The organism is Bacillus sp. FSL K6-1005 (assembly GCF_038000225.1).
GTDB lineage: Bacteria > Bacillota > Bacilli > Bacillales > Bacillaceae > Bacillus > Bacillus mojavensis.
The window spans coordinates 1,005,018-1,021,006 of the sequence record NZ_JBBOBP010000001.1 but is presented as its reverse complement, the minus strand read 5'-3'; the positions used below and the strand labels follow the sequence as shown (position 1 = coordinate 1,021,006).

Genomic DNA, 15,989 nt, shown 5'->3' with positions numbered 1-15,989 from the left:
CTTATTTTTTGTTTTGATCGTCGTTTACTTCTTCGTATTCAGCGTCGACAACGTTGTCATCCGCTTTGCCTTCAGCGTTTTCTCCGCCTTGAGCTTGCTGTGCTTTAGCAGCTTCTTCATAAAGCTTCATAGAAAGCTCTTGAACGATTGTTTGAAGCTCATCTTTTTTCGCTTTGATCTCTTCAAATTCGTTTTTCTCAATTGCTGCTTTTAAAGCGTCTTTGGCATCGTTGGCTTTTTTCACTTGTTCTTCGTCCACTTTGCCTTCTAGATCTTTTAATGTTTTCTCAGTTTGGAAAACAAGCTGATCTGCTTCGTTGCGGACTTCGATTTCTTCTTTTTTCTTCGCATCAGCGTCAGCATTTTCTTCCGCCTCTTTTACCATGCGTTCGATCTCATCATCAGAAAGACCTGAAGAAGATTTGATTGTGATATTTTGTTCTTTTCCTGTGCCTAAGTCTTTTGCTCTTACGTTTACGATACCGTTTTTGTCAATATCGAAGGAAACTTCGATTTGAGGCACGCCGCGCGGTGCTGGCGGGATATCAGTAAGCTGGAAGCGGCCGAGTGTTTTGTTGTCGGCAGACATCGGGCGCTCACCTTGAAGAACATGGATATCAACAGCTGTTTGGTTATCAGCAGCAGTTGAGAACACTTGTGATTTGCTTGTCGGAATTGTTGTGTTGCGGTCGATCAGTTTTGTGAATACACCGCCCATTGTTTCAATACCGAGAGAAAGCGGTGTAACGTCAAGAAGAACTACGTCTTTTACGTCACCAGTGATAACGCCGCCCTGAATTGCAGCACCAAGCGCTACAACTTCATCCGGGTTTACGCCTTTATGTGCTTCTTTTCCAGTTTCTTTTTTGATTGCTTCTTGTACGGCAGGGATACGAGTTGATCCGCCGACAAGGATGACTTTGTCGATTTCGCTTGCAGAAAGTCCTGCATCTTGAAGCGCTTGACGGACAGGGCCCATTGTACGCTCTACTAAATGAGAAGAAAGCTCTTCGAATTTAGCGCGAGTTAATGTCAGTTCAAGGTGAAGCGGTCCTGCTTCTCCAGCTGTGATAAACGGTAAAGAAATTTGCGTAGAAGATACGCCGGAAAGATCTTTTTTCGCTTTTTCAGCTGCGTCTTTCAAACGCTGTAGCGCCATTTTATCTTTAGACAGATCAATACCGTTTTCTTTTTTAAATTCAGATACAAGGTGATCGATGATGACTTGGTCAAAATCGTCCCCGCCTAGACGATTGTCGCCGGCAGTTGAACGAACTTCAAACACACCGTCGCCCAGCTCAAGGATGGAAACGTCGAATGTACCGCCGCCAAGGTCGTATACTAGGATTGTTTGATCTTCATCTGTTTTATCAAGTCCGTATGCAAGCGCTGCTGCAGTCGGCTCGTTGATGATACGTTCTACTTCAAGACCTGCGATTTTACCAGCGTCTTTTGTCGCTTGACGCTCCGCATCGTTAAAGTATGCAGGAACTGTGATAACTGCTTTTGATACTGTTTCGCCAAGATAGCTTTCAGCGTATGATTTAAGGTGTTGAAGGATGATAGCAGACACTTCTTGAGGAGTGTAATCTTTTCCTTCAATTTCAACTTTATAATCTGTACCCATATGGCGTTTAACAGACATAATTGTGTTAGGGTTTGTAATAGATTGGCGTTTAGCCACTTCCCCTACTTGGCGTTCGCCGTTTTTGAACGCAACAACAGATGGAGTTGTGCGGTTCCCTTCAGCGTTAGCAATGACTTTAGGCTCGCCGCCTTCAAGCACTGCCACACATGAGTTTGTTGTACCTAAGTCGATTCCGATAACTTTACTCACTTGAATAACCTCCTGCTATGTAATTATTGATTCACTTTTACCATGGAAGGGCGAATGACGCGATCCTTCAGCTTGTAGCCTTTTTGCATTTCCTCAACGACAATGTTGGAGCCATAGTTTTCATCCTCAGCCTGCATAACGGCTTGGTGAAGGTTCGGATCAAATTCCTGTCCTACAGCTTCGATTGCTTCTACACCTTCTTTTTTCAAGGCTTCTACGAGCTGGCGGTGGACCATTTCCATTCCTTGGAGCAAACTTTTCGTCTGTTCATTGTCGGCTTCAACATGAAGCGCTCTTTCAAAGCTGTCAAGAGCCGGCAGCAATTCAGTAACGATGTTTTGAGAACGGTATTTCTGGGACGCTTCCATTTCTAAACGGCTGCGTCGTTTATAGTTTTCAAAGTCTGCTTGAACACGCAAAAGTTTGTTTTCCTTTTCCTCAAGCAAACCTTGCAATTCGTTAATTTGATTTTGAAGAAGTTCGCTTTCGTTTGTTTCTTCCTGCTGTTCTTCAGCAGCAGCTTGTTCTTCGATTACTTCTTGTTCTTCTGTTTCGTTTTGTTCCGCGGTTTGTTTTTCTTCTGACATTGTGTTCACCTCCCTCAAAAGTGTAAGGAGAAGGGCGGGTGATGCCCTTCGATAAAATTTGCCAATTTTCCCTTATTCATCATACAAACTTGTTAATGCTTTTGACAAGTCTGAAGTCACATGCTGAAGCAGACTGACGACCCTTGAATAATTCATGCGGGTTGGTCCAATGATCGCAATTGAGCCTATTTGCTTCTTATCTACTGAATATGAGGCAGTAATCAGGCTGCAGTTTTCCATCTCTTCATAGTCGTTTTCTTTTCCGATCTTAATCGAAATGCCCGTATCTGAAGATTGGACAAGCTTCAACACGTCCTGCTCCTTTTCAATCAGAGAAAGCAACGACCGCACTCTCCCGATATCATGGAACTCCGGCTGGTTCAGCATATTAATTTTCCCGCCGAAAAACAATTTTTCAACGTGACTTGTCGAATGAAATGTTGAACGCAGCGCTTCAAGTATGTTGTCATAGTTCTTAATGTGCTGCCTTAAGTACATGACAACTTCTTTAAAAATGCGTTCATTCAGTTCATCCATCGGAACACCGGTTAAACGGTCGTTCAGTATATTTACCAGCTTTTCAATATCAGACAGATCCATTTTGGTTGGAAAATTAATCGTTTTGTTTTCCACATGCCCCGTATTGGTAACGAGAATGGCTACCGCTTTATCGGGCTGAATCGGTATGATTTGAATCTGTTTAAGATAATTCTCGCTCAGGGTCGGCCCGAGCACGATAGACGTATAATTCGTAAGATCGGACAAAATTTGTGCTGATTTTTGAACTGTCTTTTCCAGCTCGAATATTTTTTCTTTGAAGATCGAGTGGATTTGGTCTAGGTCGGTTTTTGTCAGTTTGACGGGCGACAGCAAATGATCAACATAGTACCGGTACCCTTTTTCCGACGGAACACGTCCTGAGGAAGAGTGGGTTTTCTCAATGAAGCCCAGTTCTTCCAAGTCAGCCATCTCGTTTCTTATTGTTGCAGAGCTAAATGTGATTTCATCTTTTTTCGAAAGAGTTCTTGATCCGACGGGCTGCGCCGATTTAATAAAATCGTTGATTATGACCTGAAGGATCAGCAGCTGACGATTGGTTAACATCATCATCACCTCTGTTAGCACTCTCAACAAGCGAGTGCTAAATCTATAACAAAAGTATCAAACCACAAGAAAAATGTCAATTATAACTCACCCAAAAAAGCGCCAAAAACTTCATTACCCAATAATTTTCCCTGATGAGTCAAACAAACGGCAGACTCCGTGTTGAGAATCAGTCCCTTTTTAGAAAGCTCTTTTAAAATGCCGGGAAAAAGTTTATCAAGAGAACGGCCGTATTTCTCCGCAAACCGTTTTTTGCTGACTCCGGATGTTTTTCTTAACCCTAAAAACATCTCTTCTTCAATTTGTTCTTCCATCGTCACTTCATGTGTATCCCGATAAGGAAAACCTTTTTCAGCTATCAGGTCAATGTAATGTTTGACAGGTCCGACGTTTACTGTTCGAATTCCCCCGATATACCCGTGGGCTCCTGCTCCGAAGCCGAAATATTCCTCGTTGCTCCAGTACGTCAGGTTGTGCTTAGATTCCAAGCCTTGTTTCGCAAAATTGCTGATTTCATATTGGTGAATACCGGCCGTTTCCATCCGGCTCATCACCGTTTCGTACATTTCGGCTTCCTGTTCCTGCGCCGGCAGATGAAGCCGCCCTTTTTGCATCAAATTATAAAATACCGTTTTCGGTTCTACAATGAGAGAGTAAACGGAATAATGCTCTGCGTTCAGGGATAAAGCAGTTTTTAAAGAGTGGTCAAGGTGTTTAAGCGTTTGTCCGGGGAGACCGAACATCAAATCGAGACTGATATTTTCAAAACCAATCTCCCGTGCACGTTCAAAAGAGACAAATACGTCTTTTTGTTTATGGACCCGTCCGATTTTTTCTAGAAGGTCGTCTTCGAATGTTTGCACACCGAAGCTTAAACGATTAACGCCCGCTTCCTTGAGTATTTTCAGTTTTTCTGCCGATAGGTCGTCCGGGTTCGCTTCAACAGCGAACTCTATTAAGGCGCCTGAAGGCTTCAGCACACGGCTGACCATGTCCATTAATTTTTCAAGCTGGTCTTCAGAGAGGGATGTCGGCGTGCCTCCTCCGATAAAAATCGTATGCAGATCAGGCTGCCCCGTTTTTTCTATCGTATTTATCATTTCCTTCTCGAGTGCGTTTAAATACTCGCCGACAGGCTGGCTTTGAATAAAATATTTATTGAAATCGCAGTAGTGGCAAATATGCTCACAAAATGGAATATGGATATAAGCTGATTTCAATGTATTCACCTTCTTTAAAGAAAGAAGCCGCAGTACAGGACTGCGGCGGCTTCTATTATTTTTTCGGATTGTCGTCCATTTTCAGGACCGCCATAAATGCTTCTTGCGGCACTTCAACTGAGCCGACCTGCTTCATTCGGCGTTTTCCTTCTTTTTGTTTTTCAAGAAGCTTCCGTTTCCGCGAGATGTCTCCGCCGTAACATTTAGCCAATACGTTTTTACGCATCGCTTTAATGGTAGAGCGGGCCACGATTTTCTGGCCGATCGCCGCTTGAATCGGTACTTCAAAGTGCTGGCGCGGAATGAGCTCTTTCAGTTTTTCTACAATTACTTTTCCGCGTTCGTACGCGTAATCGCGATGCACGATAAATGAAAGGGCGTCGATTTTTTCTCCGTTCAGCATAATGTCCATCTTGACAAGTTTAGACGGTTTGTAGCCGATCAGTTCGTAATCAAAGGAAGCGTAGCCTTTTGTGCTTGATTTCAGCTGATCAAAAAACTCATAGACGATTTCCGCTAACGGCATGTCATAGACAATGCTGACGCGATTTGCATCTAAATATTGCATGTCGATAAAATTGCCGCGTTTCCCTTGGCAAAGCTCCATCACCGCACCGACATAATCGTTCGGCACCATCATAGTCGCTTTAACATACGGCTCCTCGATCCTTTCGATCTTTTGTGGGTCAGGCATGTTGGACGGGTTGTCGACAACAACCTTTTCCCCGTCTGTCATATACACATCATATATAACACTCGGCGCTGTAGTGATCAGGTCGATTTTAAACTCCCGCTCAATCCGCTCCTGAATGATTTCCATGTGAAGCATACCTAAAAATCCACAGCGGAAACCGAATCCGAGCGCTTGGGATGTCTCTGCTTCATATTGAAGCGATGAGTCATTCAGCTCAAGCTTTTCAAGAGCTTCCCTTAAATCGTTGTATTTGGCCGTATCGATCGGATATAAACCGCAGTATACCATCGGGTTCAGCTTGCGATATCCAGGCAATGCTTCGGCTGCTTGATTGGCCGCGCTTGTGATCGTGTCACCGACGCGTGTGTCACCGACATTTTTGATCGCAGCAGTTAAAAAGCCTACATCGCCGACCGTCAGTTCATCTGTCGGAGTTGCTTTCGGCGTGAACACACCGACTTCTGTCACTTCAAACTCTTTGCCGGTTGCCATCATTTTGATTTTTTGCCCCGGCTTTACCGTTCCTTCAACGACTCTGATATAAGCCACGACACCGCGGTAAGCGTCATAAAGCGAGTCAAAGATCAGCGCTTTAAGCGGCGCCTCTGGATCTCCGGTCGGAGCAGGCACCTTTTCCACGATCTGCTCTAAAATCTCCTCAATCCCGATCCCGGCTTTTGCTGAAGCGAGCACGGCTTCCGATGCGTCAAGGCCGATGACGTCCTCCACCTCTTGGCGAACACGTTCCGGCTCTGCGCTTGGCAGATCAATTTTATTAATGACTGGAAGAATTTCAAGGTCATTATCAAGCGCCAGGTAAACGTTCGCAAGCGTCTGCGCTTCAATTCCTTGCGCCGCGTCCACGACAAGTATCGCTCCTTCGCAGGCAGCAAGGCTTCGGGATACTTCATATGTGAAATCGACGTGTCCCGGTGTGTCAATCAGGTGGAAAATATATTCCTCACCGTCTTTTGCTTTGTATTTAAGCTGAACAGAGTTTAATTTAATGGTAATGCCCCGTTCGCGTTCAAGATCCATAGAATCAAGCAATTGTTCTTTCATTTCTCGTTGAGTGATTGCCGACGTTTTTTCTAAAATACGATCCGCTAAGGTCGATTTTCCGTGGTCAATATGGGCGATAATGGAGAAATTCCGAATTCTCGACTGCCTCTCTAAACGCTTTTCTTTATCTGTCACAATCTATCACTCCTACTATTAAACGCAAAATACACTAGCTTAGATTATATCAATAGGATTGTAAAGATTCAATGTAAAACAAGAAAGAGAAAAGTTCCCTCTCATACTGGGGCTGCTTTTCTCTTTCAAGCACTTATTTTCTCATATCCCGTATCCATTCATACATCGATTGAGCTGAGTTGGTCACTGTGTCAGAAAGCGTTTTTCCTGCTTTAGAGAAAAGGTTAAACGTTTCCACCTGTTCAAGCTCTTTTTGTTTCTCTTCTAAATCTTTCGAGGTTACTGTTTCCCCTAAAACGGTCGCTTCTTTCTCATTATTTTCTCCGTCTGTGAGCGTAAACGCGCCTTTCAGTGAAGGATCATGATAGCCTTTCATGCTCAGCATGCCGTTATTTGCCTGCTGCATGCCGAACAGGACGCCTATAAACATCATCGTCACAAGAAGCAAGCATTTGCCAAGATATGCAATCAACTCGACCACCTATTTCTTATTGTTTTTTCGTCTCGCCGCTTTCGGCGTTAACTTTTTCAGCATCCCAGTACATTTCGCTGAATACGTCAGCAGTTGCGTTAGCCGCCCGCTGCAGCTCTTCGAGATTGTTATCCACTCCGCCGAATTCAAGCAAAAGCGCTCTGTCGTTTAAGTCTTGGTTGTAAACGCCGTTATCTCCTGGTGAACCTTTAGAAAAGACCCCTGTGCTGAGTCCCGGGTATTTTTTCTCCATCAGCTTGTGAAGCTCGCTTGCAATTTTGTAGTTTTCTTCGAAATTTTTGCTTTTTTTGCCGACCACAAATGCGACCCGGGCATAGCTTTTCCCTTTAATGGTTGCCGTCGTATTTTTCTTGCGCCTGGAGTCTCTATGGATGTCAATGATATATTGCAGATTTTTGTTTGAAGCAAGTGCTTCTTGTACGACCGGCCTTGATTCATCGTAGGATCTGGCATAATTCAACCCTTTTTTGCTCAGTTTTGCCTGTATATCCGTTTTATTAACTGTGGCTCCGATACCTTGAGATTCTAGCGCTTTCCCGAACATGTCTCCCACGAGGGTGACGTTTGCTTTAGAATGACGCGCCATATCGGGATCGGTCTCACCTTTTAATAGCGGGAGATAAGATTCCGTATTATGCGTGTGATAGATAAAGACAACTTTCTTATCGCCGGTTGTTTGTTTTGGCGGGTCTTTTTGCGTATTGTCTGTTTGCGTCTGCTGTTTTTCAATCTCTGCCAAATTCGCTTCTCTTTCTTCCTGCATCACCTTTGAAGGCGGCGGGGATTCCGACGGCATGTTTGTATAATCGGTGCCTTGTCCCGCTAAAAGGATTTCTGTGTCAAATTGCGCAAACCCAGGCAGCTCGCGTCCAAGAAAACTTCGCGGATCCTCGAGATTAATACTTGTCGCCAGCTTTAAAGAAAGACGTGATAGATGAAATGAGCTGTCGGTTTGAGAAAGGTCAGAAGCGAAATAATGGTTTTCCATCCGCAGCAAGTGTGCAAATACGTCACCCGGCAGTTCGTCGGCAATCCCGTAAAAAGAGTCAGACGATGGCCTGAGTTCCGGCCGGAGAGACGTCAGCACACCGGATAAAACAAAAATCACTAATAGGCTTGCGGTAAATAGAAAGATCGCCTTTATCGCTTTCCCGCCATTCACCGCAACAACAATTTGTCTGTTTCTGCGTTTATTTCTCATTGAATCCCTCCAGCGCTTGTCTAGTAATTACTCTATGAACAAGCTAGAGGAAGTAGAACCGTTTAGTGATTATAGGAGCCTTTGTTTTCCTGAGACACCTTTTCATGAAGCGCTGTATTTAATCCGTTTGCCAGCACATTTGCCATATCGTCAATAAATGAATCGACTTCCTTCGGCGTGACCATCAAATTATGGCCCAGAGGTGCCAGCACCTCATGAATGAGCTGCCGCTTTTCGTTGTCTTCAAGAGTCCCCACTATGCCGAGAAACGATTGACGCTGTTTTGGGTCGGGAAGGTCCTCTTCAGTAAGCACTTTCTTTTTCCCAAACGTCATCCCCGCCGGAACAAGCGATCTCGACGGACTGTTATCTCTCATTTCTCTGCCAAAATGCTTTAATATGTAGTCAACCGTGTCGCTGGCAATTGTTACCGCGTCAACGACCGTCGGTACACCAATTGCAATGACAGGTACGCCTAGGGTGTCCTTGCTCAAGTCTTTACGTTTATTTCCGACGCCTGATCCCGGGTGTATTCCTGTATCTGATATTTGAATGGTTGTGTTGACCCTTTCTACCGCCCGCGCCGCAAGTGCATCAATGGCAATCACGAAATCGGGTTTCGACTGCTCGATGACTCCTTTAATAATATCGCTTGTTTCGATGCCTGTAATTCCCATGACACCAGGAGCAAATGCGCTGACAGGCCTGTAGCCCTCCTGCACATTTTCAGGCTGGAGTTTAAATAAATGTCTTGTCACTAATAGATTTTCTACAGCCATCGGACCGAGCGCATCAGGTGTCACGTTCCAGTTGCCGAGGCCGACAATTAAACAGCTCGCATCCTTTGAGATCTTAAGGCTTTCCAGAAAGGCTGAGAATTCTTCCGCAAATACAGCAGAAACTTTCTCTTGCATTTCCGAATCATTTTCTCTGATCCCCTGGGCCTCAATCGTTAAATAACGTCCTTCTTTTTTTCCGGAAAGCTCTGCGCCTTCCTTCGTGATATCAACAGTGCGGATTTTTATTCCGCCATGATCGCGTTCTTTTTCAATAAAACCTTTTATCTCTTTTGCAGGCACAGCCTGACGATTAGCCATGGCTTCCTTCGTTTCAACTGCTAAATCCGTACGTATCAAATACTGATTTACATCCAGCTCACTCTTTTTCATACAGGGCCTCCTTCGAATATTCACTATCCATATTGTTTCCATTTATAAAATGAATCATGCTTAAAAGCATTCCTTCAATGAAAAATACTTTACATTTATATTGCAATCTAAAGGTGTGTTTGATAGAATACAATTTGTTCTATTGTGAAGAAGATTTAACCTTAAGACACTGTGCTACAGGTTGTATCTTAGGAGGTGAAACACATGCCAAACATTAAATCAGCGATTAAACGTACAAAAACTAATAACGAACGCCGCGCTCATAACGCGACAATCAAATCTGCTATGCGTACTGCAATCAAACAAGTTGAAGCTTCTGTTGCAAACAACGAAGCTGACAAAGCGAAAACTGCTCTTACTGAAGCAGCTAAACGTATTGATAAAGCAGTGAAAACAGGTCTTGTACACAAAAATGCCGCAGCTCGATACAAATCAAGACTAGCGAAAAAAGTGAACGGACTTTCTGCATAAAACAAAAACGATCCTCATAATTGAGGATCGTTTTTTTCATTTCTTTTTAACAGCTGCAAGAGAAAAAGCTCTAGTAAAAGCTGCTTGTCCTTTTTCCCGGTTTTCATCTCATAGTCCATCACGGCAAGCTGTTCAATAATAGACCGGAGCTCAGCTTCTGAAAAAAGCCTCGCTTGATCCATTGCCAGCTTTACCCGGAATGGATGCACCTTTAAGTTAGAAGCAATCTGTTTTTGGCCGTACCCTTGTTCCGCGAAATATTTCGTCTGCAGGATAAGCCGGAACTGGTTCGATATGAGAGCCATAATTTTAATCGGCTCTTCATTTTGTTTGAGCAAATCATAAAAAATTTGCAGACTCTCAGTCCGTTTTCGGTTGACGATTTTATTAATGAGTTCAAAGATATTTTGTTCCAGGCTTCTCGCCACAAGCGTCTTTACATCATCCAGTGTGATTTCTTCACGGTCTCCAATAAACGTGCAGAGTTTCTGAATCTCCTGAAAAAGAGATGACAGATGCCCGTTTACAAGCAAAACCAAATGCTCTGCCGCCTCGGTGCTGATTGTTTTCTGCTCGGTTCTCGCCAGATTGATCGTAAAGTCTGTCGTTTCCTTCGCGTTTAATTCCTTTGCCTCCATCATGAACGCCTGCTTTTTTAGCGCTTTGGTCAGTTTTTTCCGCTCATCCAGTTTTTCATAAGGCGCAAGCAGAACAAAGACCGTGTATGGCGCCGGTGATTGTATATACGATTCAAGCGCGCTGATGTTGTGCTCAACTTTTTCTTTCTTTTTTTCACCCGTTAAAAAATATGGATTTTTCACAATGACAAGGCGCCGCTCCCCCATAAACGGGAACGTTTCAGCGTCGGCAATCGCCTGATCCAGCGGGTCTTCCTCCAAATCAAAAACAGACAGGTTGAAATCTTTCGTCTCTTGATCAATCACCGTCTGTCTGATCCTGCTGACGGTTTCTTGGAGCAGATACGTCTCTTTTCCGTATAAACAATAAACCGGATGGACATCACCTTTTTTCAGGCTTTTCCACACATCAAATACCATTGTTGTACGACTTCCTCTCTTTCATCATCCTCTTCTATCCTAAATTGAGTTTGCAAAATAGTAAAGAGGAAGCCTGACAGCGGCTTCCCCATTTATATTAAACGCCTGTTCGCAAGCCCCCGGGACAGCTTGTAAAAAGGCGATAATCACCAGAACAGAAAACGTTACCTTAGCTTCTAGATTTTTCAAATCGATTCCATTATACTTAAGTCAGTCAGGGGGGATGAAATTGAATGATTTTGAAAAAAACGTTCAAAGCAAACGAAATGATGCTGTAGATTCAGCGGTTGGTTTTGTTGTGTCCTTCGGATTTTTCGCCTTATTGTTTGTCATGGCAACGGTTATTCACCTGGTTGGTTCATAACACGACTGCCCGGGCTGCTGATTTCTCGGCAGTCTTTTTTAATTCTCCTCTGTCATATCTGATGTATCATATGGAGGATAGACAGAAAAGGTTCCTGATCCGTTTTTGTACGTGTATTGGATCGTGCCGCTTTGATCAGTGCGCAGCACACGGATGGATCGGCTCTTTAACAATTGAAGAACTTCTTGATGCGGATGATGGTACCTATTGTTTTCTCCCGCTGAGATGATCGCCGTTTTCGGCTGAAGCTGTTTGATGAACTCTTCACCGGTAGAGCCCTTGCTTCCATGATGCCCCACCTTTAACACATCCGCTCTTATATTTGGGAAGACACTAATAATCTCCTGTTCCCCCTCTTTTTCCAGATCACCCGTCAGGAGCCAGCTGATACTGCCTGTTTTCATCCATAGAACGAGAGAAGAATTATTTTTACTTGCCGGATCAGGCGTTTCCGGTGACAGCACATGAAACTGCAAGTCCTTTATTTGCAATACATCACCCCGTTTCACCTCTTCAATTGCCACACCCTCCTGTCTGGCAGTCCGCAGCACTTTCTCATCATGAGGTTCAGAAACAAACCCTTTCGGAATGACGAGACGCTTTACTTTATGATGCTTTAGCAAAACCTCTGCCTCTCCGATATGATCTTGATCTGCGTGCGTCAGTATCAGCGCATCAAGCTGCTTGATGCCCTTTGCCGTTAAAAAAGGGATCAGCACCTTTTCCCCCAGTGAAAAAGGATGCTGTTTTTCCAGCCAAGGCTCTGACGAATAAGACAAAGTGCCTCCTGTATCAATTAAAACACGGCCTTTCTGATAGGGTGCACTGACAAACATACTGTCACCTTGTCCGATATCAATCATATCTACTTCTCCATCGGAACTAACATAAGGGAAAATAAAGAGCAGGGTAAGCGTTGCACAAAAAAGGCCTGCGGATACGGTCAGCCGGAGATATGAGCGTTTCTCGATACTCATAAGCAATATGATGACAGTGAGCGTGAATAAGAGAAGAAGTGCGGGTGCAGGACGTGAGATGATGATTGTGAATATTTCTATATCTGCGATTTTAGTGATCAGTCTGTTGGTCCAGGTCATCATTACATCAAACCAATAGAACAGAAATTGACCGACGGATGCTGAAAAAAATAATAGAATAACTCCTATAACAGCAGCCGGTAAAATACAGAATGTATAAAAAGGCACCAACACCATATTCATCGGAATGCTCATAATAGAAAACTGCTGAAAATGATACAGAAGAATGGGTAGTGAGCCTAGCTGGGCAATAACAGATACCATCGTCAGCTGTCCCAGACCCGTTTTGCTATGCTGAAAAATAGATGATGAGAGAATTAAAGAAAAACTGACCGCAAATGAAAGCTGAAATCCAGCTTCAAAAAGGTAGTAGGGATTAAAAAGCAAGAGGAGGATATAAGAAAGACAGATTACCCCTGCAGAATTCACTCGCTGCTGAAAAAGGCTTCCCGCTAAGTAGATGCCCGACATCAGAGCGGCTCGGAGAACAGAAGGCGCTGCGCCTGTCAAAATAACATAGATCGGCAGAAACAAAAGGAGTAGGATTGACGCATTTTCTCTTGTTATACCCAGACGGATCATTGCGTAAAATAGGCCAGCTGTCAAAATCCCGACATGGAGGCCTGAGATGGCTAATAGATGGACAACACCTAGATTTTGGTAAGCGTTAAGCACATCGTCATCCAAATAAGACCTCTCACCTACTGTAAGCGCCTGTACGATTCCTGCTGAATCTGACGGAAGCTTGGTGTTCGTGAATGATACGATGTATTTTCTCAAACTGAGAAGCTTATACCGGACACCTGAAGACTCACTGCAATTTCTAATAGATGTGACAGAATAGCTCCAATGAATATGCTGCCGGTAAAGATACTGGTGATAATCAAATGTTCCCGGCACTGTTGCTTGTTTGGGCTTCTCCAACTTACCAGTCAATTCGCATGCCATACCCGGCTCTAGATGTGACAGTTTGTCTTTTTCAGCTAAAGACTGAATCCGATAAGAGGCAGCCCATTTTTCGCCATCAGGCGTCTTGATCAGCAAAGACATCCGATCTCCGTCAATTTTAGGAATACTATGAACGACCGCCTTGAAGTGATAGCTGCCCTGCTTGTACGAAGAAGTATTTTGAAAATCTGTAATCTTAAACAGGGCAAAATTGAGCACAAAAGAGAATAAACATACAAAAATGAGTGGAGCGTGTCTTGTTTTGACTGACACAATAAGAAGAAAGAGGAAGAAGAGAAAGACAGCGGAGAAATAAGAGGCGGCAGCAATTCCAGCCGTTGCTGAAGCTGCCGCCAAAGGCAATAATAGACGCGAATGTCGCATCAATCACACATAACTCGTAAAAAGTTTATTGGCCTGTTCATGTATTTTCTTCAAATCTTCCTCTGCGAGACCGGCATCCGCTAATTTTTCTAAAAGCCCCGCTACAAATGAAAGCTTTTCTCTGTTTTTCAGATCAACGATCATCTCATCTAGTTCAACCTGTTCAACCGTAACGCCAGACTGCTCAAATAGCTCCTGGGCATACGGATGTGTTTTATAATCCTCAGCGTAATATACTGTTTTGATACCGGCTTGAATGATAGACTTACAGCACTGAATACACGGATAGTGCGTAACATATATCTCCGCTCCATCTGTCGGCACTCCAAATTTAGAGCATTGAAGAATCGCATTCATTTCCGCGTGAATCGTTCTCGCGCAATGATCGTCTATCATTAAGCATCCTTCGTCCGCGCAATGTACGCCGCCTGCGATTGATCCGTTATATCCTCCTGCAATCATACGTTTATCTCTGACAATGGTAGCGCCGACAGACAATCTCGGGCAGGTGCTGCGCAGTGCCAGTAAATGGCTTTGCGCCATAAAATATTGATTCCATGAAATTCGTTCCACGTTGTTCCCTCCAAATGTTGTGTTGCCTGTTCTTTAGTTTACCTATCATCATACATGACCGTCAATTCACTTTACTGTAATGGAAGACTTTATTTTTTCAAATGATTTTTCGCCAATTCCCGAAACCTTTGTGATATCTTCAATTGCCTGAAAACGCCCGTTCTCTTCCCGATATGCAATAATCGCTTCGGCTTTTGAAGGCCCTACTCCTGAAATGTTTTGTAAATCCTCTAATGTTGCTGTATTGATATTGACCAAGGCCTCTTTCCCCGTACTGCTTTGTACAGCGCCTCCGGCTGCTTGCTGCGGCTCCTCTTCTCCCTCACTCGGTATATACACCACTGTACCGTCCTGCAAAAGTTCCGCCAAATTCACTTGCGTTTCATCTGCTTTTTCACCGATGCCGCCTGCTTTCTCAATAGCCTCCGACACTCTGTCCCCTGCATGCATTTCATAAACGCCGGGATGCTTAACAGCACCTTTTATATCAATTACAATATTTTCTTCCGCTTTGTCTTTTGTCACTTCCTGCTTGACCTCCGCATTTCCCTTTTCACTAGATACAACTTGTTTTACAGGCTCTTTGTTATGTCCGCTGAAAAAAAGAGGCAAAGAACTGCTATGAGAACAGCAGCAGAGGCCGCTGACATGATAATCGTTTTATGTTGATTCAACCAATTCAACTGGCATGCGCCCCGCTTTCGTCATATTTTGTTTCTTTATCACATATGGTTTAGAGGATAATAGCTCAAAGGAGGGGAAATCATTGAAGATAGGCTTTATCGGCACTGGAAATATGGGTACGATCCTTATTGAATCATTTATTGAATCACAAGCAGCCGATCCCTCAAACATCACAATCACAAACCGCACAATTGAGAAAGCGTTGAAGATAAAAAACCGCTACAACAGCATAAACGTAACAGAGAGCCTTGAAAAGCTTGTTGCAGAAAATGAGATGATTTTCATCTGTGTAAAGCCGCTTGATATATATCCATTATTGTCAAGGGCAGTTCCTTATCTAAGAAAGGATCACATTCTCATTTCAATTACAAGCCCGCTTCAGACTGATCAGCTGGAACAGTATGTGCCATGTCAGGTGGCACGAGTAATCCCGAGTATTACAAACCGGGCGCTTGCTGGCGTTTCTCTCGTCACCTTTGGCAAAAGCTGCGGGGAGGCAGCAAAAACAAAAATAAACGAGCTGATGAAGCACATTTCGAATCCGCTGCAAATTGAAAGTGACATCACAAGAGTAGCGTCAGATATCGTAAGCTGCGGACCCGCTTTTATGAGCTATCTGGTACAGCGGTTTATAGATGCAGCCGTTACGGAAACGTCAGTGTCTAAACAGGACGCTATTCACATGTGTAAAGAGATGCTTGTCGGGCTGGGAAAACTGTTAGAAACCGAATTGTATACCCTTCCTGCATTACAGGAAAAGGTTTGCGTAAAAGGCGGTGTGACAGGAGAAGGCATAAAAGCCCTCGAAAGCGGTGTACAGGATATGTTTCATCGGGTGTTTCAAAATACGCATTTGAAGTATGAAGAGGATATTTCCGCGGTGAAGAAGCAGTTTCATGTGTAAACGAGTATGCCATAGTCTTTTGTTGTATGCAAAAGGTTAAAAAAGCATTTTAAAAACCATCGTC

The 15,989-nt window shown here is 43.8% G+C and carries 15 protein-coding genes and 1 pseudogene; 3 read left to right on the top strand and 13 right to left on the bottom strand.

Annotated features, from left to right (window positions below; translation table 11 throughout):
* Position 1: 1 nt before the first annotated feature.
* The 8 genes from dnaK to gpr all read right to left on the bottom strand — a co-directional run bounded on the left by dnaK (position 2) and on the right by gpr (position 9,502).
* Positions 2-1,837: a molecular chaperone DnaK gene (gene dnaK, locus NST16_RS05200; protein WP_010334995.1), complete on the bottom strand. Its 1,836-nt coding sequence runs from the start codon at positions 1,835-1,837 to the stop codon at positions 2-4.
* A 23-nt stretch (positions 1,838-1,860) separates the two neighbouring features.
* Positions 1,861-2,424, bottom strand: a complete 564-nt coding sequence (grpE, locus tag NST16_RS05195) for a nucleotide exchange factor GrpE (RefSeq protein WP_010334996.1) — start codon at positions 2,422-2,424, stop codon at positions 1,861-1,863.
* 72 nt (positions 2,425-2,496) lie between these two features.
* Complete coding sequence (gene hrcA, locus NST16_RS05190; protein ID WP_010334997.1) at positions 2,497-3,528, bottom strand: heat-inducible transcriptional repressor HrcA; 1,032 nt, start codon at positions 3,526-3,528, stop codon at positions 2,497-2,499.
* Between the two features lie 80 nt (positions 3,529-3,608).
* Positions 3,609-4,748: a radical SAM family heme chaperone HemW gene (gene hemW / locus NST16_RS05185; protein WP_340884530.1), complete on the bottom strand. Its 1,140-nt coding sequence runs from the start codon at positions 4,746-4,748 to the stop codon at positions 3,609-3,611.
* 55 nt (positions 4,749-4,803) lie between these two features.
* Entirely contained in the window at positions 4,804-6,639 is a 1,836-nt protein-coding gene (gene lepA / locus NST16_RS05180; RefSeq protein ID WP_010334999.1) for a translation elongation factor 4, read from the bottom strand.
* 133 nt (positions 6,640-6,772) lie between these two features.
* A complete protein-coding gene (locus tag NST16_RS05175) occupies positions 6,773-7,111 on the bottom strand; it encodes a YqxA family protein (RefSeq protein WP_029441371.1) in 339 nt (112 codons plus the stop codon).
* Between the two features lie 16 nt (positions 7,112-7,127).
* A complete protein-coding gene (gene spoIIP / locus NST16_RS05170; protein WP_340884524.1) occupies positions 7,128-8,333 on the bottom strand; it encodes a spore autolysin SpoIIP in 1,206 nt (401 codons plus the stop codon).
* Positions 8,334-8,395: 62 nt separating this feature from the next.
* Positions 8,396-9,502: a GPR endopeptidase gene (gpr, locus tag NST16_RS05165; RefSeq protein WP_010335002.1), complete on the bottom strand. Its 1,107-nt coding sequence runs from the start codon at positions 9,500-9,502 to the stop codon at positions 8,396-8,398.
* Positions 9,503-9,706: 204 nt separating this feature from the next.
* On the opposite strand from gpr, the gene rpsT reads away from it, so the two are divergent.
* Positions 9,707-9,973, top strand: a complete 267-nt coding sequence (gene rpsT / locus NST16_RS05160) for a 30S ribosomal protein S20 (protein WP_010335003.1) — start codon at positions 9,707-9,709, stop codon at positions 9,971-9,973.
* Positions 9,974-9,987: 14 nt separating this feature from the next.
* Here rpsT and holA read toward each other — a convergent pair whose 3' ends face one another.
* Entirely contained in the window at positions 9,988-11,031 is a 1,044-nt protein-coding gene (holA, locus tag NST16_RS05155) for a DNA polymerase III subunit delta (RefSeq protein ID WP_168748275.1), read from the bottom strand.
* A 39-nt stretch (positions 11,032-11,070) separates the two neighbouring features.
* The gene (locus NST16_RS05150; protein ID WP_003229985.1) at positions 11,071-11,220 is read right to left on the bottom strand and encodes a hypothetical protein; all 150 of its coding nucleotides are present in this window, start codon (positions 11,218-11,220) and stop codon (positions 11,071-11,073) included.
* A 40-nt stretch (positions 11,221-11,260) separates the two neighbouring features.
* Between NST16_RS05150 and NST16_RS05145 the strand changes: the two genes are divergently transcribed.
* Positions 11,261-11,395, top strand: coding sequence for a YqzM family protein (locus tag NST16_RS05145; protein ID WP_010335005.1), 135 nt, complete (start codon positions 11,261-11,263; stop codon positions 11,393-11,395).
* Positions 11,396-11,433: 38 nt separating this feature from the next.
* Here the strand turns inward: NST16_RS05145 and NST16_RS05140 are convergent, their stop codons facing one another.
* The 3 genes and pseudogenes from NST16_RS05140 to NST16_RS05130 form a co-directional block, all read right to left on the bottom strand.
* On the bottom strand, positions 11,434-13,764 hold the full coding sequence (locus NST16_RS05140) for a DNA internalization-related competence protein ComEC/Rec2 (protein ID WP_340888282.1): 2,331 nt from the start codon (positions 13,762-13,764) through the stop codon (positions 11,434-11,436).
* A 3-nt stretch (positions 13,765-13,767) separates the two neighbouring features.
* Positions 13,768-14,337: a ComE operon protein 2 gene (locus tag NST16_RS05135; RefSeq protein WP_010335007.1), complete on the bottom strand. Its 570-nt coding sequence runs from the start codon at positions 14,335-14,337 to the stop codon at positions 13,768-13,770.
* A 66-nt stretch (positions 14,338-14,403) separates the two neighbouring features.
* Positions 14,404-15,020 (bottom strand): annotated as a pseudogene (locus tag NST16_RS05130) (helix-hairpin-helix domain-containing protein).
* Between the two features lie 83 nt (positions 15,021-15,103).
* Here NST16_RS05130 and comER point away from each other — a divergent pair.
* Positions 15,104-15,925, top strand: coding sequence for a late competence protein ComER (comER, locus tag NST16_RS05125; RefSeq protein ID WP_326331607.1), 822 nt, complete (start codon positions 15,104-15,106; stop codon positions 15,923-15,925).
* The last annotated feature ends 64 nt before the right edge of the window (positions 15,926-15,989 follow it).